Below are 21,601 nucleotides of genomic sequence, written 5' to 3'. Positions count from 1 at the left end.
GGCAGCCGCGCCGCTCGGCGATGCGGGCGCAGCAGGCTCGCCGGACGACCGGGCCTCCCCGGCCGGCGTCGCGCCCGCGTCATCCGTCTCGTCGCTCACCCGGGCATTGTACGGAGGCCGTCCGGACGCCTCCCGAGTGCCGGCCGTTCCCCCGGATGTCGGGACGGTCAGCGTCCGGGCGCCTCGGCGGGCGAGCGGCCGCAGAAGTCCTGGACGACCCGCGTGACGACCCCGGTCAGCGTGTCGAGCGACGCGATCGAGACCCACTCGACCTCGGCGTGCGCGCCGCCGCCCGCCGGGCCGACGAGCACGACCGGGATGCCCGCCTCGGCGATGAGCCCGGCGTCGGTCCACCAGGGGTCGCCTCGCAGGGTCGCGGGAGTGCCCGTGGCCGCTTCGACCGCGTCGATCACCGAGCGGGCGATGGGCGAGTCGGCGGCGCTCTCCATCGCCGGGCGCACGACGAGCGGGACGACGCGAGCGGGCCGGGATGCGGCGAGCACGCGTTCGAGTTCCGCTCCCGGGTCGGGCTCTCCGGGAAGGGTGCGCCGCTCGACGACCAGCACGCAGCGATCGGCGACCGTCGCGGCATCCGAGCCGCCCTCGATGGTGGCCACTCGCACGCTCCCCGTCCCGAGCAGCGGATGCCGCGCACGCGCGCCGAGCTCGGCGCCGAGCGCACGCAGCGCGACGAGACCGTCGAGCGCACGATCGATCGCGTCGACACCGAGGTCGGGCTGCGACCCGTGCGCCGCGACGCCGTCGTACTCGACGCGGTACCAGGCGAAGCCGCGATGGGCGAGCGTCACGCCGAGGTCGGTCGGCTCGAGCACCACCGCGCCGTCGGGACGACGACGCGACGGATCGGACGCCGCATCCGCGTCGATCGCCGCGAGGAGCTCCTCCATCCCGAGCGAGCCGAACTCCTCGTCGGCGGCGAACGCCAGGACGACGTCGCCCGCGAGGTCCTCGGGCGCCGTCGAGGCCGCGACCATCGCCGCGGCGAGCCCGCCGGCCATGTCGTACGCGCCGCGTCCCACGATGCGGTCCGCATCGACATCGGCAGCGCCATCCGCACCGTCGCCGGTTCCCCCGACGGTGTCGAGGTGACCGGCGAGGAGCAGGGTCCGGCCGCCGCCGGTTCCGCGCCGCCGCGCGAGGATGCTCGGGCGCGCGGGATCGGCGCCGACCGGCCGGACATCGAAGCCTCGGTCTCCGAGCCAGGTCGCGACGGCCTCGGCGAGCTCCCGCTCGCCCGCCCCGCCGGCGACCAGCGACGGGTTCGCCGCGTCGATCGCGACGAGCCGCCGCGTCAGCGCGGCGACGTCACCCTCGGTGGACACGTCGTCCCGTGCAAGCCGGTGGAGGTCAGTCCTCGCCCGGGTACCGCAATCCGATCTCAGCGCGGATGCGGTCGAGCGTGCCCATGATGGCGACCGATTCCTCGGTCGGCAGGATGTCGCCGCCGTCGAGTCGGCCCTCGGCGACGAGCTGCTCGAGCGCTGCCGCCTGGTAGTGCATGCCGCGACCGTTCACGTCGGACGCGAACTCCTCCAGCACGGCGTCGTCGTGCCCGATCACGCGGAACGTCGTGGGCGTGTACCAGACGCCGTCGATCTCGATGCGCGCCTCGGTGCCGAGCACGAGCGCGCGGTTCGGCCCGCGGGCGTCGCTGGCGGAGAACGTCGAGGCGATGCGCCCGTCGAGGTAGCCGAACTGGACGGCGACCTGCGCGTCGACACCCGTCTCCTTGAAGATCGCGGTCGACTGGATGACTGCGGGCTCGCCGAAGAGGTCCCACGCGAACGAGACCGGGTAGATGCCGAGGTCGAGCAGTGCGCCGCCGCCGAGCTCGGGCGCGTTGAGTCGGTGGCCGGGGTCGTCGGGGAGCTTCTGCGTGTGGTCCGCGACCATCGAACGGACCTCGCCGATCGTCCCCGCCGCGATGATCTCGCGGATCCGGACCATGTGCGGGAGGTACCGCGTCCACATCGCCTCGAGCACGAGCACGCCGCGCTCGCGCGCGGCATCGGCGACGACGCGGGCCTCGGCCTCGTTGAGCGTGAACGGCTTCTCGACGAGGACGTGCTTGCCCGCCTCGATGGCCGCGAGTGCCGAGGCGGCGTGCCACGGATGCGGCGTCGCGACGTAGATCGCGTCGACCTCCGGGTCGGCCAGGAGCGCGTCGTAGCTGCCGTGCGCGGTGCGGATGCCGTACTCGTCGGCGAAGCGCTGCGCAGACTCGGCCGATCGCGAGCCGACCGCCCGGACGTCGAAGCCGTTGGCGAGCAGGTCGGAGGTGAAGAGACGGGCGATGCCGCCCGTCGCGAGGATGCCCCATCGCAGTCGTGCCGTCATGGGCGAAAGCCTATCGGTGCGGAAGACGGCGATCCGGAGGGGGTCGTCCACGTGACACCTGTTCTGGGATATGCGGAAGCCGCACCTTCTCGCTAGGTTTCGGCCATGTCGGCACATTCGAACCGAAGGAGCCGCATCGTCGGCTCGATCGCCGGGGCCACCGTCGCCCTCGTCGCCGTGTTCCTCGGCGCCGCTCCAGCCGCCCTCGCCGCACCGCCCGAGCCCGTCAACAAGTACGTCTCGCTCGGCGATTCGTACGCCGCCGGGCAGGGTGCCGGGCTCCCGCTCGACGAATGCCTCCGATCCGACGCCGCCTACCCCGTACTCCTCGACGCCGTGCCGCGGACCAACCTGCTCCGCCAGGCCGCGTGCAGCGGTGCGACGATCTCGGATGTCGCGTCGACCCAGCTGTCGCAGGTCAACCGCGGCACGACCCTCGTGACGCTGACCGTCGGGGGCAACGACCTCGGCGTCGGCGAGATCTTCGAGATCTGCGCCCCCGCCCCGGAGTCATTCGCGTGCGCGACGGCCGTGGCCGAGGCCCAGCAGCTGCTCGCGTCGGGCGTCATCGGGCAGGAGCTCGGCGGCCTGCTGCTCGCGATCGCGGAGCGCGCACCGAACGCGCGCATCGTCGTGGCCGACTACCCGATCCCCTTCGTGAGCGGATTGAGCCCGCTGACCGACACGGTGAACGCCGCGACCGGCGCACTCGACGCCCAGATCGGCACCGCTGCGGCCGGGGCCGCCGCGGCCGGGGCGAACGTCGAGTACACGAGCATGGCGTTCGCCTACTTCGGCCACCAGGTCGGCGATGCGGACCCGTGGCTCGGCGCCGATCAGTTCGAGCCGCTGACCTTCCTCCATCCGACGGCGGCCGGGCAGGCCGTCTACCGCGACGCGATCCTCGCGACCCTCGGCTGAGGCGCGCGATGACCACCCGCGTAGGGCTCGACGCGGTCGGCGCCGCCGTCGTGCCGCGCCGCATCGCGCTCGCGATCGCCGTAGTCCTGGCCGCGCTCGCGGTCGTGATCGGGACAGCCGTCGCTGGGCCCGCCGAGGCGGCCTCCGCCGCCGTCGCCATCGGAAAGCCGGACAAGCCGGGCAAGCCGGGAGGAGGCGGTGGCAACGGCGGCGGCACGACCGAGCTCGAGCTCGCCGCACTCGGCGACTCGTTCGCGGCCGGAGTGGGTGCGGGCAGCTACCTGGAGACGAGCTGCTACACGAGCTCGAAGAGCTACCCGGTCCTGCTCGACGGCGATGCGGACAAGAGGCTCGCCGCCTTCCCCGCGTGCTCGGGCAAGGACACCGGGGACGTGATCAACCGCCAGATCGCCGCCGTGCCGACCACGGCGAAGCTCGTCACGGTCACCGTCGGCGGCAACGACGTCGGCTTCGCCGACGTCATGCAGTCCTGCTTCGTGCTCCCGAGCTCGTCCTGCTCGTCCAACATCGCGAACGGGGCAGCCACCGCAGCGTCGCCGGAGTTCACGTCGAGCATCGTCGCGGTCGTCGACGGGATCCAGGCGCGAGCACCTGAGGCCAAGGTCATCGTGACCGGCTACCCGCTGCTGTTCTGGGAGAACAGCTCGGGGGTGAATCCCAAGTACGCCTGGGCCGACGAGGTGAACGACGAGACGGTCGTGCTCAACGACGTGATCGAGGCTGCCGCGACCTCCGCGGGCGCGGTCTTCGTCGACGTCGAGGACGATTTCGCCGGACACGGCATCGGGAGTTCGTCACCGTGGATCAACGACTGGAAGTGGCTGACGACGAGGACCGTGAACGCCTTCCACCCCAACGCCACGGGCCACGCCGCGTACGCCGCGGCGATCCGGGCGGTCCCGCCGGCGTAGTCCTGCAGTACGAACGGAGGGCCGGACATCGTCCGGGCCCTCCGCGTTTCCCGGCATCGGCGCCGATCGGGGCGGGTCGTGCCGGGAGCCGCGCCGGTCAAGAGGTCGTCGCGGTCTCGACCGACGACGGCGTCCCGCGCTCGGGGACCTCGGCCTCGAGCACTGTCGTCCACGCGCCCGACCCGCCACGAAGCACGGCGACCGCGGCGCCCGTGAACGCGATGACGCCGAGCACGAGGGAGGTGTACGTGACCCACGCCCCCGAGAGGAAGTTCGGCAGCACGAACTCCACGACCACCCACGCGAGCAGCACGATCGCCACCCAGCGTGGCGCGACCGCGGAGCGGAGCAGCGCGACCGCGACGAGGATCACGCCGAGCACGGTGCCGGCGAGCCCGGCGAGCAGGTACGGCACGAAGTCGCCGCCCTGCGTCGCACCGAACGCCGCCTGCGCTGCATCGAGGTCACCTGACTCGGCGGCGTAGCGCGCCACGCCGAGCGTGACGAGGTTCGCGCCGCCGTAGGCGGCGTGACCGAACGCGCCGAGTCCGCTGAACACCGCGCCGAGCGTGCCGAGCACCGGCGATCGGTGGCTCGCGGCGTGGGCGAGTCCGACCAGGCCGATCGCCCAGAACACCTGCGACCACAGGAAGAGCTGCAGTCCGATCGCGGCGGACGCCGATCCGGCCAGCATCTCGACGTACCGGCTCGGGTCGTCGGGGAACTCGGGCTGAAGCAGCATCCCCACGGCAGCGAGGGCGATCGCGGCGACGAGCGATCCGGCGACGAGCAGCCGGCGGACGGACGGCAGTGCACGGGACGTGGACATGGACGGTTCCCTTCGGTTCGGCCACGGCCACCCCGCGGCGTCGGCACGAAGCTACGGGCGCGGGCGCGTCGAGGTCATCGGCCGCGGGAACCGTCCCGATCAACCGAAGTCGACTCGCCGATCATCCCGAGGTGATTCCGTCGGCGGGCCGCCGCCCGCTAGCCTGCGGTCGTGGACCGCCGCACGCGCTGGCATCTCGCCCAGGACGTCGCCGTCGCCGTCATGATCGCGGCGATCGGCCTCGCCGAGGTGTGGGTGCCGTTCGAGTCCGTGCAGGGCACCGGGTCGCCGCTGGTGAGCACGGTCGCCATCCTCGTCTGCGCGGTCCTGCTCGCGATGCGTCGCATCGTCCCGCTGGCCTTGGTCGGCGTCCCTCTGACGTGGGTCGCGTGCTTCGTCGCGACCGCCGGCGACACCCAGGTGCTCTTCTTCGGCGGGTTCCTCCCCCTGGCCCTGACCCTCTACACCGGTGCCCGCCACGGCAGTCTCCGGACGTCGGCGGCCGTCTGCGGATCGGTGTTCGCGGCCGTGATCCTCGCCGACTTCTTCGTTCCCGAGCTGCAGGGGCCGAGCGAGGTCCTCTTCCACTGGGGCGTGCTCCTCACGGTCTTCCTGATCGGCATCGGCATGCGCGTCTCCGAGCGGCGCGCCGTGGATGCCGCGGTCCGCGCGAGCATCGCGGAGACCGAGGCGCGCGAGGCGGCACTCCGCGCGGTCGCCGATGAACGCGCGCGGATCGCCCGCGAGCTGCACGACATCCTCGGGCACTCGGTGAGCGTCATGGTGGTTCAGGCCGGAGCCGCTGCCGAGGTCGTCGACATCGACGCGGGCGCGGCCCGTCGCGCCCTGGAGGCGATCCGGACGACGGGCACCGATGCGCTGGCCGAGGTGCGCCGGGTCGTCGAGCTGCTGCGCGAGGCCGACCACGACTCCCTGTCGCCGCAGCCGGGCATCGCCCGCATCCCCGAGCTCATCGAGCAGGCACGCGGCACCGGACTCGCCGTGGAGTTCCGGGCCGACGACACCAGCGACCTGTCGGCCGGCCGGCAGCTCGCCGTCTACCGCGTCATCCAGGAGGCGCTCACGAACGTGCGCCGTCATTCGGGCGCCGCGTCGGCCATGGTCGCGATCGACCGCACCGCAGATCGCGTCGACGTCACGGTGACCGACGACGGTGGCGACGCGGATCCCGTCGGTGCCGCCGGGCACGGGCTCGTCGGCATGCGCGAGCGCGTGACGCTCTACGGCGGCACGCTCGAGGCGGGTCCGGGGCCGAGCGGATGGCGCGTCCACGCGTCGCTTCCGACCGGAGCGGGATCGTGACCGACTCGGGCGCGACCCGGGTCCTGCTCGTCGACGACCAGGAACTCGTCCGCGTCGGATTCCGGCTCATCCTCGAGCGCGCCGGGCTCGACGTCGTCGGCGAGGCGGGCGACGGCGCCGCCGGCGTGGCCGCGGCCGAGGACCTCGACCCCGACGTCGTGCTCATGGACATCCGCATGCCCGTCATGGACGGCATCGAGGCCACGCGTCGCATCCTCGCGGCCGACGCCTCCCGCCGGGTGCTCGCGCTCACGACCTTCGACCTCGACGACGTCGTCTTCGCTGCGGTGCGCGCGGGAGCATCCGGATTCCTGTTGAAGGACGTGCCCCCCGCCGACCTCGTCCATGCGGTCCGGGTGGTCTCCCGCGGCGACGCGATGCTCGCGCCGGCCGTGACGGCGCGACTGCTCGAGCGGTTCGCCGCGGCGCCCTCGCCCGATACCGGTCTGCCTGCCGGCCTCGACGCGACCGATCGGGAGATCGAGATCATCCGCCTCGTCGCACGCGGTCGCTCGAACGCGGAGATCGGCGCGGCGCTCTTCCTCAGCGAGTCCACGGTGAAGACGTACGTGTCGCGCCTGCTCGCCAAGCTCGGCGTACACGACCGGGTGCAGATCGCGATCCTCGCCTACGAGTCGGGGCTCGTGCGGCCCGGCGAGCGAACGGACTGACCCGGGCGCGGACGCGGCGAGGCATCCCGGTCGAGGCGGGCGGAAACGCCGGAAGGCCCGGACGTCGTCCGGGCCTTCCGAGTGGAGCCGCCTGAGGGAATCGAACCCTCGACCTATTCATTACGAGTGAATCGCTCTGCCGACTGAGCTAAGGCGGCGTGGCATCCGTTGCGAATCGCACCGAACGGCACGAGAGACCATGTTAGCGGGTTTTCGGCAGGCTCATGACCACTCCACGCACCCGGTCAGCAGCGCGGGTCGGCGGCGGGCACGGTGCCGTCGACGAGGAAGTCCTCGACGGTTTCGTCGATGCACGCGTTCGACTTGCGGTAGGCCGTGTGGCCCTCGCCGTCGTAGCTGACGAGGAACCCGGAGTCGAGCTGCGCAGCGAGCGCCTCCGCCCACTGGTAGGGCGTCGCCGGGTCGCCGGTGGTGCCGATGACCATGATCGGGGCCGCCCCCTCGGCCGTGATCGCGGTCCGCTCGGCCTCGCTCTGGACCGGCCACTGCGCGCACCCGATGTCGCCGTACCCGAAGTACGGACCGATGATCGGTGCGGCCTCGGCGAGCTCGGCCGCGCCGGCGCGCATCTTCGCCGGATCGTCGTCGTAGGCGTAGTCGAGGCAGTTGATGGCCCGGAACGCCTCGGTCGAGTTGTCGCGGTAGGTGCCGTCCTGCTCGCGTCCGTTGTAGAGGTCGGCGAACGCGAGCGCGACGTCGGCTTCGCCGAACATCACCGACTCGAACATGTCGCTGAGGTAGGGCCAGCTCTCGGCGCTGTACAGGGGGTAGATGATCGCGGTCACGAGCGCGTCGGCCCCGAGCATCCGACCATCGCTCCCCCGCAGCGGGCTCGCCTCGACCGAGGCGAGCAGGCGCGCCACCTCGTCTGCGGCGTCGTCGACCGATCCGGAGAACGGGCACTCCGTGCCGGACAGGCATTCGTCGAGGTACGCGCGCAGCGCGTCCTCGAACCCGACCGACTGGGCGATGTTGACCTCCTGGTTGCTCGCCGTCGGGTCGATCGCGCCGTCGAGCACGAGGCGGCCCGTCTTCTCGGGGTAGAGCCCGGCGTAGGTCGCGCCGAGGAACGTGCCGTACGAGTACCCGAGGTAGTTCAGACGCTCATCGCCGAGGATCGCGCGGAGGAGGTCGAGGTCGCGCGACGCGCTCACGGTGTCGACGTTGGCGAGCAGTTCTCCGGTCTCGTCGGAGCACGCCTGCCCGAACGCGCGGTTCGCCTCGGTGACGTCGGCGATCCACTCGTCGCTGCCGCGTTCGGCGGGAACGATGCCGTAGAGGAAGTCGTCCATCTGCGCGGCGTCGAAGCACGTCACCGCGGTCGACCGGCCGACGCCGCGCGGGTCGAAGCCCACCACGTCGTACCGCTCCAGCAACCGCGGCCCCACCGCGTAGTCGACGGAGTCGGCGATGAACTCGTACCCCGAACCTCCGGGCCCGCCCGGGTTCACCAGCAGCGAGCCGATCTTCTGCCCGCTCGCCGGGCGGCGCACGAGCGCCAGCTCGATCTCGCCCGCGCCCGGGTCGCTCCAGTCGAGGGGGGCGGTGGCGGTCGCGCAGAGCTTGTCGTCGCAGCGCTCCCACTCGAGCACCTGCGAGTAGAACGGCTCGAGCTCGGCCGAGACGCGCTCGCCGGTCGGCTCGGACCGCTCCGTCCCGCCGCCCAGGAAGGACGGGAGGCTGCACCCTGCGAGCAGCAGCACCGACGCGACCACGACGGCCGACGCGGAGACGAGGCGGCCGCGCACGCTCACGAGCGCACCCCGCGAACCGGCTCCGGTCGACGGATCGCCGAGACGAGCATCGCCTCGAGGGCGAGCGTGGGCTGGACGTTGGCGTCGATGCGGATGCGGGCCTCCTGGATGGCGTCGAGCGTCGCGAGCGTCTGCGCCGGGGTCGCGGATGCCGCGGCGCGGTCGACGTCGGCGGCGATGTCGAGGTTGACGAGGTCGACCTCCGCGCCGAGCTGCGTGACGAGGATGTCGCGGAACAGCGATGCGAGGTCGACGAGGATCCGGTCGATCCCGTCGCGCAGGCTCCGGGTCGCACGTCGCTTCTGGTCCTCCTCGAGCGCGCGGAGTTGCGAGCGGAGGGCGGCGGGAACGGCCTGGCCGGGCGCGACGCCGAGCGAACGGAGGGTGTGCTCGCGCTCCTCGGCGTCGCGGAGCTCGGTGATGGCCTTCGCGTCGTCGCCCGCGATCTCGATCAGGCGCGCCGCGGTGAGCACGGCGCCGGGCGTCGATCGGACCTGCAGCGCGAGCCGGAGGGTCTCGTCGCGGCGGTCGCGCGCCTCGGCGCTCGTGGCGAGCCGATGCGCCATGCCGATGTGGCTCTGCGCCTCGCGCGCCGCGCGCTCGGCGACCCCGCGATCGACGCCGTCCCTGCGGACGAGGAGGTCGGCGACCGCGGCGATGCCGGGCACCTGCAGTCGCACCGATCGCACGCGGGAGCGGATCGTGGGGATGAGGTCGGCCTCGCTCGGCGCGCAGAGGATCCAGACCGTGCGGTCGGGCGGCTCCTCCAACTCCTTCAGGAGCACGTTCGAGGTCTGCTCGGTCATGCGGTCGGCGTCTTCGACGACGATGACGCGGTGGTGGCCGACGGACGGAGCGTAGTGCGACCGCTCGACGATCTTGCGCACGTCGGCGACCTTGATGATCACGCCCTCGGTCGCGAGCACGTGCAGGTCGGGATGGCTGCGCGCGATGACCTGTGCGCGGGTGGTCCGATCGCCGTCCGGGCTGCCGGAGAGGAGCGCCTCGGCGAACGCGTAGGCGAGGTTCGAGCGCCCGGAACCGGGCGGACCGGTGATCAACCACGAGTGGGTCATGTCTGCGCCCGCCCGCGAGTCGGCCGCGGCCGCGGCCGCGGTGCGCAGCACGGCGATCGCGGCATCCTGACCCGTCAGGTCGCTCCACACGGTCACGATTCCACGCTACCTTCGGCCGACGACAGCGGCGCCGCCAGGGCGGGTGCCTCGAGCGGAACGCACTGCCGTCGTCGAGCGGATTCCGACGCTCACGGGAGCGCCTCGACGCGTGCGCGGATCAGGGAGTGGATCTCGTCGACGGGGCGGGTCGCGTCGACGACGAGGAAGCGGTCGGGCTCGGCCTCGGCGAGGGCGAGGTAGGCCTCCCGCACACGGGCGTGGAACTCCCCCGCCTCGGCCTCGAGGCGGTCGTAGCGCGTCCGCGCACCGTCGAGACGCCGACGGGCGACGTCGGACGGCAGGTCGAGGAGGATCGTGAGGTCGGGCGCGAGGCCCCCGGTCGCCCATTCGGAGATGGAGCGGACCTCGGTGGCGTCGAGCACCCGGCCGGCGCCCTGGTAGGCGACCGATGAGTCGATGTAGCGATCCTGCACGACGACCTCGCCGCGCGCGAGCGCGGGTCGCACGACCGTGGCGACGTGGTGGGCCCGGTCGGCCGCGTAGAGGAGCGCCTCGGCGCGCGGCGCGATGTCGCCGCGATGGTGCAGCACGATCTCGCGCACCTCGACCCCGACCTCGGTTCCGCCCGGCTCGCGCGTGCGCACGACCGTGCGGCCCTCGGCCGTCAGCCACTGCTCGAGCAGTTCCGCCTGGGTGGTCTTGCCCGAACCGTCGCCGCCCTCGAGGGTGAGGAACAGCCCGCGGCTCACGAGCTCTTCTTCGCCGTACGGGTGGTCGTGCGCTTGGCGGGTGCCTTCTTGGCACCGGACTTCGCTGCGGTCGAGCGCGTGCCGCGTGCCGGCGCCGGACCCTTGTCTCGCTTGATCTGGAGGAGCTCGACCGCTCGCTCGAACGTGATGTCCTCCACGGACTCGGCGCGCGGGATCGTGGCGTTGGTCGTGCCGTCCGTCACGTACGGACCGAAGCGGCCGTCCTTCACCTTGATCGGCTTGCCGCTCACCGGGTCCTCGGCGAACTCCTTCAACGCGCTCGAGGCCTGCCGGCCGCCGTACTTCGGCTGGGCGAAGAGCTCCTGCGCGCCCGCGAGGTCGATGTCGAAGATCGCATCCTCGCTCGGCAGCGTCCGTGTGTCGGTGCCCTTCTTCAGGTACGGGCCGTAGCGGCCGTTCTGCGCCGTGATCTCGTCGCCGGACTCGGGGTCGAGCCCCACGACGCGCGGCAGGTCGAGCAGCTGGAGCGCCGTCGCGAGGTCGACCTCCTCGATCTGCATGCTCTTGAACAGCGATGCGGTGCGCGGCTTCGGAGCTGCGGCCTTCTTGGCGCCGCGCTTCGGCTTGGCTTCGGCCACCTCGCCGGTGGTCGGGTCGGCGGACGCCTCGGGCTCGGGTTCGAGCTCGGTCACGTAGGGACCGAACCGGCCGTCCTTCACGACGACCTGCTTGCCGTTGTCGGGATTGACGCCGAGCACGCGGTCGGTCTGCACCGGCGCTTCGATGAGTTCGCGCGCCTTCTCGGCCGTGAGCTCGTCGGGGGCGAGGCCCTCGGGCAGGTTCACGCGGCGCGGCGGCGCGTCTGCGGCGGCCTCGGGGTCGACGGTCTCGAGGTACGGGCCGTACCGGCCGATGCGGAGCGTCAGGCCGGGCCCGATCACGATCGAGTTGATCTCTCGCGCGTCGATGTCGCCGAGGTTGTCGACGACCTGGCGAAGGCCCGTGTGCCGGTCGCTGCCGAAGTAGAACTCGTTCAGCCAGTCGACGCGGTCGGCCTCCCCGGACGCGATCCGGTCGAGGTCGTCCTCCATCTCGGCCGTGAAGTCGTATTGGACGAGGTCGCCGAAGTGCTCCTCGAGCAGGCGCACGACCGAGAATGCGACCCAGCTCGGGACGAGGGCCTGGCCGCGCTGCGTGACGTAGCCGCGGTCGAGGATGGTCGAGATGATCGATGCGAACGTCGAGGGGCGGCCGATCCCGAGCTCCTCGAGGCGCTTGACGAGGCTCGCCTCGGTGTAGCGGGGCGGCGGGCTCGTCTCGTGGCCCTTGGCCTCGAGCTCGGAGAGGCCGACGGCCTCGCCCTCGGCGAGCTGCGGGAGCTTCGCCTCGCCGGGAGCGTCGTCGGCGTTGCGCTCCTCGTCGCGGCTCTCCTCGTACGCGGCGAGGAAGCCGCGGAACGTGATCACGGTGCCGCTCGCGGTGAACTCGGCGGTCGTGCCGGCGACTGCGGCCGTGGGCGACTCGGGCTCCGCAGCATCGGTCGCCGTCGGCCCGACCTCGATCGTGACGGTCGCGGTCTGCCCCTTGGCGTCGGCCATCTGCGAGGCCACGGTCCGCTTCCAGATGAGGTCGTACAGCTTGAACTCGCTGCCACGGAGCACGCTCTGCAGCTCGGCGGGAGTGCGGAAGACCTCGCCGGACGGCCGGATCGCCTCGTGCGCCTCCTGCGCGTTCTTCGACTTGCCGGCGTAGGCGCGGGGCTTGTCGGGCACGCTGTCGGCGCCGTACAGCTTCACTGCCTGCGTGCGCGCGGCCTGGATCGCCTGCTGCGACAGCGACACCGAGTCGGTGCGCATATAGGTGATGTAGCCGTTCTCGTAGAGCGACTGCGCGACGCGCATCGTGTCGCGCGCCGAGAGCCGGAGCTTCCGCGCCGACTCCTGCTGCAGCGTGGAGGTCGTGAACGGTGCGGCGGGGCGCCGCGAGTAGGGCTTCGACTCGACGCGGCTCACGCGGCGCGCCACGGTGTCGTCGCGCAGCGCGGCGGTCAGCGACTGCGCGGTGGCCTCGTCGAGCACGACGGCCTTGCCGGTCAGTCGGCCGGAGTCGTCGAAGTCGCGACCGGTCGCGATGCGCTCCCCGCCGACTCGGACGAGCCTGGCCTCGAACGACGAGGACTCCTTGGTGAAGCGGCCGATCAGGTCCCAGTACGAGGCGGCCACGAAGGCGAGGCGCTCGCGCTCGCGGTCGACGACGAGTCGCGTCGCGGCCGACTGCACACGGCCGGCCGACAGCCCGGGCCCGACCTTGCGCCAGAGCACCGGCGAGACCTCGTAGCCGTAGAGGCGGTCGAGGATGCGTCGGGTCTCCTGCGCGTCGACGAGTGCGGTGTCGAGCTCGCGCGTCTCGTCCTTGGCCTTGAGGATCGCGTCCTTCGTGATCTCGTGGAAGACCATGCGGCGCACGGGCACCTTGGGCTTGAGCTCCTGCAGGAGGTGCCACGCGATGGCCTCGCCCTCGCGGTCCTCATCGGTGGCGAGCAGGAGTTCGTCGGCGCCCTTCAGCGCGCGCTTGAGTTCGGCGACCGTCTTCTTCTTCGCGTCGGAGACGACGTAGTAGGGCTCGAAGCCGTTCTCGACGTCGACGGAGAACTTGCCGAGCGAGCCCTTCTTCAGCTCGGGAGGCAGGTTCTTGGGCTCGATGAGGTCGCGGATGTGGCCGACCGACGAGAGCACCTCGTAGCCGTCGCCGAGGTACTGGGCGATCGACTTCATCTTGGTCGGCGACTCCACGATCACGAGTTTCTTCGCGCCAGACACCGGACTCCTCTTGCTCATGGACGGAAACGAGGGACGCACATCATCGCCGCGCCCCCGAGCGGTGTGCCATCGGCCGGCGGATGACGCCGACATGGCACACCATACACATATCGACCGTGAGGAAGCCCTCCGTGGCGCGTTGCGACGCGGGGAGGAAAGTCCCTTGCGGCCGTGGAGGACAGGTGGAGAATGGCGCCATGGACACGTCATCCGGCACCTACACCGCCAAGCTGATCGACGGACCACTCGAGGGGAAGACGGTCTCGACCGGCTTCCTCGACACCGGCGATCCGCAGCCGAGGATCAGCTTCCCCGGCGACGGCGGAAAGCACTACGTCTACTCCCGCGGCGCGGGACTGGAGTTCGACTCGCCGGGCGACGATCGTCCCTCGGCCGTCGAGTACCGCTTCATCGAGACCGTCTTCGACTGACGCGGATGCCTGAGGCGTGACGCACCCCGAGGTGCGCCACACCTAAGGCGCGCGAGCCGACCCGACTACACGTGGCGCTCGTCGACGCCGTCGGAGTGCGGCAGCGGACGGACGAGCGCATTCGCCGGCGCCGGGCCGCGCCTCAACGCGCGACCGTGAAGTTGAAGATCGAGGTGTCGAAGTGGTTGTAGCCCTCGTAGTCGATGAGCTCGTAGAGGTCGGCCCGGTGCTGCATCTGCGGCAGGAGGCCCGTGAGGGCACCGGCATCCACCAGCTCGTCGAGGCCGCGGTCGGCCGCCCCCATCGCGAGGCGCAGGAGCGAGACCGGCCAGATCACGAGGTTCATGCCGACGTCGGCGAGCTGCTGCACGGTGAAGAGCTCGCTCTTGCCGAACTCGGTCATGTTCGCCAGCAGGGGCACGTCGACCGCGGCGCGCATGGCCGCGAACTCCTCGAGCGAGCGCATCGCCTCGGGGAAGATCGCGTCGGCGCCCGCGTCGACGAGCGCCTTCGCGCGGTCGATCGAGGCGTCCAGCCCGTCGACCGCGGCGATGTCGGTGCGCGCCATGATGAGGAAGTTCGGGTCGCGGCGGGCGTCGACCGCGGCGCGGATGCGCTGCAGGGCGGTGTGCTCGTCGACGACCTGCTTGCCGTCGAGGTGCCCGCATCGCTTGGGGTTCACCTGGTCCTCGATGTGCAGGCCGGCGAGGCCGGCGTCCTCCATCTCCTGGACGGTGCGCGCGACGTTCATGGGCTCGCCGAAGCCGGTGTCGGCGTCGACGATCGCGGGCAGCTCGGTCATCCGCGCGATCTGCTTCGCCCGGCCGGCGACCTCCGTGAGCGTGGTCAGCCCGATGTCGGGCAGCCCCAGGTCGGCGGAGAGCACGGCGCCCGAGATGTACACGCCGTCGAAGCCCTTGCGCTCGATGAGCCGGGCGGACAGCGGGTTGAACGCGCCGGGGAAGCGGAGCAGCTCGCCGCTCGCGAGGCGCTCGCGGAAGCCGGCGCGCTTGTCGGCCGGGGTGGTCTGTGCGTACAGCATGGGTCCTCCTAGAAGATGCCGCGGGGTGTGTCGAACCGGGCGAGCACGCCGGATGCGGCGACGATGGTGAGCCCGCCGAGCTCGTCGGGGCCGAGCTCGGGGAGCCGCTGGGCGACGTCGAGGAAGCGATCGATCTCCGCCGCCTCGAGGACGCCGTCCGCGAGGGTCCGGAACTTCTCGACGTACTGCTCGCGTCCGAACGGGCGCGCCCCGAGCGGGTGCGCGTCGGCCACGGCGATCTCGTCGACGATCGTCTCTCCACCCTCGAGCGTGATGACGACCCGGCCGCCGAACGCCTTCTCGCCGATGTCGAGCGAGTGGTACCGGCGCGTCCACTCCGGGTCCTCGACCGTGGTGACCCTGCGCCAGAGCTCGACGGTGTCGGGTCGACCGGCGCGCTCGGGCGAGTACGAGTCGACGTGGTGCCACGTGCCGTCCTGCAGGGCGACCGTGAAGATGAACGGGATCGAGTGGTCGAGCGTCTCGCGCGAGGCATCCGGATCGTACTTCTGCGGGTCGTTCGCGCCCGAGCCGATGACGTAGTGCGTGTGGTGCGACGTGTGGATGACGACGCTCGCGATGCGCGACGGGTCGGCGACGATCTCGGGGTGCTCGCGGTGGAGCCTGCGGGCGAGGTCGATCCAGGCCTGCGCCTGGTACTCGGCCGAGTGCTCCTTCGTGTAGGTGTCGAGGATGGCGCGCTTCGCCTCGCCCGCCTCGGGCAGCGGCACCTCGTAGGAGGCGTCGGGCCCGTCGAGGAGCCAGGCGATCACGCCGTCCTCTCCCTCGTAGATCGGCACGGGGCTCGTCTGCCCGCGCATCGCGCGATCCACGGCCTCGACCGCCATCTTCCCGGCGAAGGCCGGGGCGTGCGCCTTCCAGGTGGAGATCTCGCCCTTGCGGGACTGCCGCGTCGCGGTCGTGGTGTGCAGCGCCTGGCCGACGGCCTGGAAGATCGTCTCCCGGTCGAGGCCGAGGAGCGTGCCGATGCCGGCCGCGGCCGAGGGGCCGAGGTGGGCGACGTGGTCGATCTTGTGCTTGTGCAGGGAGATCGCCTTCACCAGGTCGACCTGGATCTCGTAGCCGGTCGCGATGCCGCGCACGACCTCTCGTCCGCCGAGGCCCCGCTGCGAGGCGAGGTGCTGCGCGACGGCGACGATCGGCGGGATGTTGTCGCCGGGGTGCGAGTAGTCGGCGGCGAGGAACGTGTCGTGGAAGTCGAGCTCGCGCACGGCCACCCCGTTCGCCCAGGCCGCCCACTCGGGGCTCGTGCGGCGGGCGGGCTCGAGCCCGAACACGGTCGCGCCCTCGCCGCCGACGGACACCGGGTGCGCGGTCGCCTGCGCTCGGGCGGCGATGATCGGGCCGCGGGTGAGGGATGCCGCCGCCACGGCGGCATTGTCGATGACGCGGTTCACGACCATCTCGGCGACCTCATCGGTCACCTCGACCGGATCGGCGGCGACCTCGGCGATCTTCCAGGCGAGCTGGTCGGGGCGAGCGAGGTTCTCCTCGCTACGGTGCACGCGCACGTGGTGGAGTTGCACGTTCGGGCCTTTCGGTTCGGTGTTCGCTTCGTTCGTTCTGCTGGTCTTCCGTGCCGGTCGCACCGGTCCGCGCTTCGGGCGGATGCCCGGCTAGGCGACGCGCGGATCGTCGTCCGCCGGGGCCGGAGTCGCGCCCTCGTCGGCCGGGGCGCTCGCGAGCGCGTTGGTCAGGCTCCGGTGGAGGTGCACGTGGGTCGCGTGCGAGGCGAGCTCGGCGTCGCCGGCGATGATCGCCTCGACGATCAGCTCGTGCTCGCCCGCGGCGGCGCGGAGCCGCTCGGGATTGTGCCGCGACAGGCGCCGGATGCGCGCGGAGTGCAGCTGGACGCTGCGGAGCGCACTGCCGAGGAACGGATTGGCCGCCGCCTCGTCGATCGCCCGATCGAGGTCGTCGACGATCTCGAAGTAGCGCGTCAGCCCCTCCTCCCCCTCGCCGAGGAGTCGGGGCGCGTCACGGAGACGCTCGCCGATCGCGAGGAACGGGGCCTCCGCCCGCCGTCGCGCGGCGAGGCCGGCGGCGCGCGCCTCGAGCGCTTCGCGGAGCTCGTAGAGCGCGACGATGTCGTCTCGCGAGATCGCGGTCACGATCGTGCCGCGAGCCGTGGGTTCGACGAGCCCGTCGGCGGCGAGCCGCCGCAGCGCCTCGCGCACCGGGGTCCGGCTGACGCCGAGGCGGACCGACTGCTCGACCTCCTGCAGGACGGTGCCGGGGCCCAGCACGCCGTCGAGGATCTCGCTGCGGAGCGTCTCGTACGCGCGTTCACCGGCTCGCATGCGACTCCTCCCGCCCTCGTCGTCGACGTCTCATGTATACACGGATGCGGTCACTGCCGCAACGAATGGCTGATTCGCCTGCGGGCTCGCTGCGGGTTCTCGCCGGCTCGCGGAGGCCGTGTATACATCGAGCGTGAACCCGTCGTAGCCCGCGGGGCGCGCCGCCCGACCGCGCCGCCCCCACGGGACGAAGGCCCCGGCGGCGCCCGGCCGTGCCCGCCTACCCTCGCAACATGGAGGCGACGACGCCGTCATCGATCGACCGGCCCGTGATCCGCAAGGACCTCGCGGAGCTGGCGGTGCGCCCGAACCTCGAGGACTACGACGAGGGGTGCGCGGACTTCGACTGGACCGAGGCGCGGCGCGCGCTCGCCGGCCTGCCCGGCGGCGGCGTCAACATCGCCCATGAGGCCGTCGACCGCCACGCCGACGGCCCGCTCGCCGACCACGAGGCACTGCGCTTCGTCCGCGCGGACGGCTCGGTCCGGGCGCTGACGTACGCGCAGCTGTCGCGCGAGGCCGGTCGGTTCGCGAGCGTGCTGCGCGGGCTCGGCATCCGACGCGGCGAGCGCGTCTACTCGCTCCTCGGTCGACGGCCCGAGTTGTACGCGGCCGTGCTCGGCACCCTCAAGCACGGCGCGGTGTTCTGCCCGCTGTTCTCGGCGTTCGGGCCCGAGCCGGTGCGACAGCGGATGGAGATCGGGTCCGGCCGCGTGCTCGTGACGACGCGGGCACTGTACCGGAAGAAGGTCGCGCCGATCCGCGACGCGCTGCCCGAGCTCCGCCACGTGCTGCTGGTCGACGGGTCCGGTGCGACGGATGCCGCGGCGGAACCCGGCACGCTCGACCTCGTCACCCTGCTCGCCGAGGCGTCCGACTACGGTCCGACCGCGGCGACCGGCCCCGAGGACATGGCGCTGCTCCACTTCACGAGCGGCACCACCGGCCGCCCCAAGGGCGCCGTCCACGTGCACGACGCCGTCACCGCGCACTACGCCACGGGCCGGTTCGCGCTGGACCTGCATCCGGAGGACGTCTACTGGTGCACCGCCGACCCCGGCTGGGTGACCGGCACGTCGTACGGCATCATCGCTCCGCTCGTGCACGGCGTGACCGCGATCGTCGACGAGGAGGAGATGGACGCCGACCGCTGGTACCGGATCCTCGCCGAGCAGCGCGTCACCGTCTGGTACACCGCACCGACCGCGCTGCGCATGCTCATGAAGGCGGGCACCGAGCGCATCGCCGGATACGACCTCTCCGCGCTGCGATTCGTCGCGAGCGTCGGCGAACCCCTGAACCCCGAGGTCGTCATGTGGGGGCAGGAGGCATTCGGCCTGCCGGTGCACGACAACTGGTGGCAGACCGAGACGGGCGGGATCATGATCTCGAACTACCCGGCGATGGACATCCGGCCCGGCTCGATGGGCCGGCCGCTGCCGGGCATCGAGGCGGGGGTTCTCGCACGGGACGACGCGGGCGCGCCCGTCGTCCGCGACGGCGAGGCGGTGCTCTGCGAGCCGGATGCCACGGGCGAGCTCGCCCTGCGGCCCGGCTGGCCGTCGATGTTCCGCGGCTACCTCCATGAGGAGGAGCGGTACCGCAAGTGCTTCGCCGGGGGCTGGTACCTGACCGGCGACCTCGCCCGGCGCGACGCCGACGGCTACTTCTGGTTCGTCGGGCGCGGCGACGACGTCATCAAGTCGTCGGGGCACCTCATCGGCCCGTTCGAGGTCGAGAGCTGCCTCCTGGAGCACGAGGCGGTCGCCGAGGCCGCCGTGATCGGCATTCCCGACGAGGTCGCCGGGGAGGTCGTCAAGGCGTTCGTCGAGCTGAAGCCCGGCCACGAGGCATCCGACGCCCTGCGCCTCGAGCTCATCGGCTTCACCCGCAAGCGGCTCGGGCCCGCCGTCGCCCCGCGCCTGCTCGACTTCGCGCCCGCGCTGCCGAAGACGCGCAGCGGCAAGATCCTCCGGAGGCTCCTCAAGGCCCGCGAGCTCGGCCTGCCCGAGGGCGACACCTCGACACTGGAGGCCGGACGGTGACCCCACCGATGACCGCCGAGGAACGCACCGCGCTGATCGCCGCCCGTCCCGATCAAGCTCGCGGACTGCTCAGGCAGATGCTGCGCGTGCGCCGACTCGAGGAGCGCTGCGTCGAGCTCTACTCGGCATCGAAGATCCGCGGGTTCCTGCACGTCTACATCGGCGAGGAGGCGGTCGCCGCGGGGGTGATGTCGGCGCTTCGGCCCGATGACGCGGTCGTGGCCACGTACCGCGAGCACGGCCACGCGCTGCTTCGCGGGGTGCCGGCGACCGCGATCATGGCCGAGATGTTCGGCCACGTCGAGGGATGCTGCCGCGGACGCGGCGGCTCGATGCACCTGTTCGACGCCGACACCCGCTTCTACGGCGGCAACGCCATCGTCGCGGGCGGACTGCCACTCGCCGTCGGCCTGGCGCTCGCCGACCGGATGCTGGGGCGCGACCGCGTGACGGCCTGCTTCTTCGGCGAGGGCGCGATGGCCGAGGGCGAGTTCCACGAGAGCCTCAACCTGGCGGCGCTCTGGGACCTGCCCGTGCTGTTCTGCTGCGAGAACAACCTCTACGCCATGGGCACCGCGCTCGAGCGATCGGAATCGCAGACGGACCTGGCCCTGAAGGCTGCGTCGTACGAAGTGGCGTCGTGGGCGGTCGACGGCATGGACGTGCTCGCCGTGGAGGAGTCGGCGCGGCGGGCGGTCGAGGCCGTGCGGTCGGGCGGCGGACCGCACTTCCTCGAGTTCCGCACCTACCGGTTCCGGGCCCACTCCATGTTCGATCCCGAACGGTACCGCGAGAAGGCCGAGGTCGAGCATTGGATGGAGCGCGACCCGATCGCGTCGCTGCGCGCCGAGCTCGAGGCATCCGGCCACCTCGACGCCGACGACTGGGCCTCGATCACCCGTGAGGTCGACGCCGAGGTCGATGCGGCCGTCGAGTTCGCCGAGTCGGGCACGCTCGAACCCGTCGCCGACCTCGCACGCCACGTCCGCAGCGAGCGGAGCACGGCATGAAGACCACGTACCGCGAAGCCATGCGCGCCGCGATGCGCGACGCGATGCAGCGCGACGAGCGCGTGTTCCTCATGGGCGAGGACGTCGGACGGTACGGCGGCGGCTTCGCGGTGAGCCTCGGCCTGCTCGAGGAGTTCGGCCCGCAGCGCGTCCGCGACACCCCACTGTCCGAGGCCGGGTTCGTGGGGGCCGGCATCGGCGCCGCGCTCGGCGGGATGCGGCCCATCGTCGAGGTCATGACCGTCAACTTCAGCCTGCTCGCGCTCGACCAGATCGTGAACAACGCCGCGACGCTGCTGCACATGTCGGGCGGCCAGTTCAACGTGCCGCTCGTGATCCGGATGACGACGGGCGGCGGGCGCCAGCTCGCGGCGCAGCATTCGCACAGCCTCGAGGGCTGGCTCGCGCACATCCCGGGCCTGCGCATCCTCGCGCCGGCGACGCTCGAGGACGCACGGGGCATGCTGTGGACCGCGCTCGAGGATCCCGACCCCGTGCTGATCTTCGAGCACGGGTCGCTGTACAACGTCGCCGGCGAGCTGGCGGATGACGCGGGGCCGGTCGACATCGACCGGGCCGCGGTACGCCGGACCGGCGCGGATGTCTCGATCATCACGTACGGGGGCACGCTCCCGATGGTGCTGGCGGCGGCGGACTCCCTCGCCGCCGAGGGCATCGACGCCGAGGTCGTCGACCTGCGCACGCTCCGGCCGCTCGACGACGTCGCGATCCTCGCGACCGTCGCGAAGACCCACCGCGCGGTCGTCGTCGACGAGGGATGGCGCAGTGGCAGCCTCTCCGCCGAGGTCAGCGCGCGCATCACCGAGTCGGCGTTCTACGACCTCGACGCGCCGGTTGCGCGCGTCTGCAGCGAGGAGGTGCCGGTGCCGTACGCCAAGCACCTCGAGGAGGCGGCGCTGCCGTCCGTCGCGCGCGTGGTCTCGGCGACCCGTGCGACGGTCGGCGCGGGCGAACCGGTGGCCGGGCATGCCTGAGCTGCTCATGCCGTCGCTCGGCGCGGACATGGAGCACGGCAAGGTCGTCGAATGGCTCGTGAAGCCCGGCGACTACGTGCACCGCGGGGACCTCGTCGCCGAGGTCGACACCGAGAAGACCGTCATGGAGATCGAGTCGTTCGAGGAGGGCGTCGTCGCCGAGTACCTGGTCGAGCTCGGCGAGACCGTCCCGGTCGGCACGGCGATCGCGCGGGTGACGGGCACGCCGGCGGATGGCGCGACGCCGGCGACGCGCGGCGACGCCGAGCCCGGACCGGCGGAC

The 21,601-nt window shown here is 72.0% G+C and carries 19 protein-coding genes and 1 tRNA gene; 9 read left to right on the top strand and 11 right to left on the bottom strand.

All coding sequences use genetic code 11. The features are described from left to right. Positions 1-167: 167 nt before the first annotated feature. Complete coding sequence (locus ESO86_RS01755) at positions 168-1,343, bottom strand: M20/M25/M40 family metallo-hydrolase (RefSeq protein ID WP_129233179.1); 1,176 nt, start codon at positions 1,341-1,343, stop codon at positions 168-170. Between the two features lie 25 nt (positions 1,344-1,368). Continuing rightward, positions 1,369-2,358 (bottom strand): Gfo/Idh/MocA family protein, encoded by a 990-nt coding sequence (locus tag ESO86_RS01750; protein WP_129233178.1) that lies wholly within the window; start codon positions 2,356-2,358, stop codon positions 1,369-1,371. Between the two features lie 105 nt (positions 2,359-2,463). Between ESO86_RS01750 and ESO86_RS01745 the strand changes: the two genes are divergently transcribed. Beyond that, entirely contained in the window at positions 2,464-3,279 is an 816-nt protein-coding gene (locus tag ESO86_RS01745) for an SGNH/GDSL hydrolase family protein (protein ID WP_129233177.1), read from the top strand. A gap of 8 nt (positions 3,280-3,287) precedes the next feature. Further along, complete coding sequence (locus tag ESO86_RS01740; RefSeq protein WP_129233176.1) at positions 3,288-4,211, top strand: SGNH/GDSL hydrolase family protein; 924 nt, start codon at positions 3,288-3,290, stop codon at positions 4,209-4,211. A 97-nt stretch (positions 4,212-4,308) separates the two neighbouring features. Here the strand turns inward: ESO86_RS01740 and ESO86_RS01735 are convergent, their stop codons facing one another. Further along, positions 4,309-5,040 (bottom strand): hypothetical protein, encoded by a 732-nt coding sequence (locus tag ESO86_RS01735; RefSeq protein WP_129233175.1) that lies wholly within the window; start codon positions 5,038-5,040, stop codon positions 4,309-4,311. A gap of 171 nt (positions 5,041-5,211) precedes the next feature. Between ESO86_RS01735 and ESO86_RS01730 the strand changes: the two genes are divergently transcribed. Together ESO86_RS01730 and ESO86_RS01725 are read left to right on the top strand one after the other, a co-directional pair. Next, positions 5,212-6,363: a sensor histidine kinase gene (locus ESO86_RS01730; protein ID WP_129233174.1), complete on the top strand. Its 1,152-nt coding sequence runs from the start codon at positions 5,212-5,214 to the stop codon at positions 6,361-6,363. Then, positions 6,360-7,034 (top strand): response regulator, encoded by a 675-nt coding sequence (locus ESO86_RS01725; RefSeq protein WP_242492153.1) that lies wholly within the window; start codon positions 6,360-6,362, stop codon positions 7,032-7,034. Before ESO86_RS01730 ends, ESO86_RS01725 begins: the two co-directional genes overlap by 4 nt. A gap of 82 nt (positions 7,035-7,116) precedes the next feature. On the opposite strand, the gene ESO86_RS01720 is transcribed toward ESO86_RS01725, so the two are convergent. From ESO86_RS01720 to topA, 5 genes are all read right to left on the bottom strand, one after another. After that, positions 7,117-7,192: transfer RNA gene (locus ESO86_RS01720), tRNA-Thr, on the bottom strand. Positions 7,193-7,279: 87 nt separating this feature from the next. Then, the gene (locus ESO86_RS01715; RefSeq protein WP_242492152.1) at positions 7,280-8,809 is read right to left on the bottom strand and encodes an alpha/beta hydrolase; all 1,530 of its coding nucleotides are present in this window, start codon (positions 8,807-8,809) and stop codon (positions 7,280-7,282) included. Then, positions 8,806-9,981 carry a DNA polymerase III subunit delta' gene (locus ESO86_RS01710; protein ID WP_129233172.1) on the bottom strand — a complete coding sequence of 392 codons (1,176 nt, stop codon included), beginning with the start codon at positions 9,979-9,981 and terminating at the stop codon, positions 8,806-8,808. The genes ESO86_RS01715 and ESO86_RS01710 overlap by 4 nt, the downstream gene beginning before the upstream one ends. Positions 9,982-10,073: 92 nt before the next feature. After that, a complete protein-coding gene (gene tmk, locus ESO86_RS01705) occupies positions 10,074-10,694 on the bottom strand; it encodes a dTMP kinase (RefSeq protein ID WP_129233171.1) in 621 nt (206 codons plus the stop codon). After that, entirely contained in the window at positions 10,691-13,474 is a 2,784-nt protein-coding gene (gene topA / locus ESO86_RS01700) for a type I DNA topoisomerase (protein WP_129233170.1), read from the bottom strand. Before topA ends, tmk begins: the two co-directional genes overlap by 4 nt. Positions 13,475-13,671: 197 nt before the next feature. On the opposite strand from topA, the gene ESO86_RS01695 reads away from it, so the two are divergent. Continuing rightward, positions 13,672-13,905: a hypothetical protein gene (locus ESO86_RS01695; RefSeq protein ID WP_129233169.1), complete on the top strand. Its 234-nt coding sequence runs from the start codon at positions 13,672-13,674 to the stop codon at positions 13,903-13,905. 142 nt (positions 13,906-14,047) lie between these two features. Here the strand turns inward: ESO86_RS01695 and prpB are convergent, their stop codons facing one another. The 3 genes from prpB to ESO86_RS01680 form a co-directional block, all read right to left on the bottom strand. Further along, positions 14,048-14,947, bottom strand: a complete 900-nt coding sequence (gene prpB / locus ESO86_RS01690) for a methylisocitrate lyase (RefSeq protein ID WP_129233168.1) — start codon at positions 14,945-14,947, stop codon at positions 14,048-14,050. An 8-nt stretch (positions 14,948-14,955) separates the two neighbouring features. Continuing rightward, entirely contained in the window at positions 14,956-16,494 is a 1,539-nt protein-coding gene (locus ESO86_RS01685; protein ID WP_129233167.1) for an MmgE/PrpD family protein, read from the bottom strand. 90 nt (positions 16,495-16,584) lie between these two features. Continuing rightward, positions 16,585-17,268, bottom strand: a complete 684-nt coding sequence (locus ESO86_RS01680) for a GntR family transcriptional regulator (protein ID WP_129233166.1) — start codon at positions 17,266-17,268, stop codon at positions 16,585-16,587. Between the two features lie 233 nt (positions 17,269-17,501). On the opposite strand from ESO86_RS01680, the gene acsA reads away from it, so the two are divergent. From acsA to ESO86_RS01660, 4 genes are all read left to right on the top strand, one after another. Beyond that, a complete protein-coding gene (gene acsA, locus ESO86_RS01675; protein ID WP_207206978.1) occupies positions 17,502-19,313 on the top strand; it encodes an acetate--CoA ligase in 1,812 nt (603 codons plus the stop codon). 8 nt (positions 19,314-19,321) lie between these two features. After that, complete coding sequence (gene pdhA, locus ESO86_RS01670; RefSeq protein ID WP_129233165.1) at positions 19,322-20,323, top strand: pyruvate dehydrogenase (acetyl-transferring) E1 component subunit alpha; 1,002 nt, start codon at positions 19,322-19,324, stop codon at positions 20,321-20,323. Then, a complete protein-coding gene (locus ESO86_RS01665; RefSeq protein WP_129233164.1) occupies positions 20,320-21,318 on the top strand; it encodes an alpha-ketoacid dehydrogenase subunit beta in 999 nt (332 codons plus the stop codon). The genes pdhA and ESO86_RS01665 overlap by 4 nt, the downstream gene beginning before the upstream one ends. Continuing rightward, the coding region (locus ESO86_RS01660; RefSeq protein ID WP_129233163.1) for a biotin/lipoyl-containing protein at positions 21,311-21,601 on the top strand (291 nt) is incomplete at its 3' end. The genes ESO86_RS01665 and ESO86_RS01660, both read left to right, overlap by 8 nt.

Source organism: Agromyces binzhouensis (genome assembly GCF_004135055.1).
Classification (GTDB): Bacteria; Actinomycetota; Actinomycetes; order Actinomycetales; family Microbacteriaceae; genus Agromyces; species Agromyces binzhouensis.
This window is presented reverse-complemented; position numbering and strand designations above follow the sequence as displayed.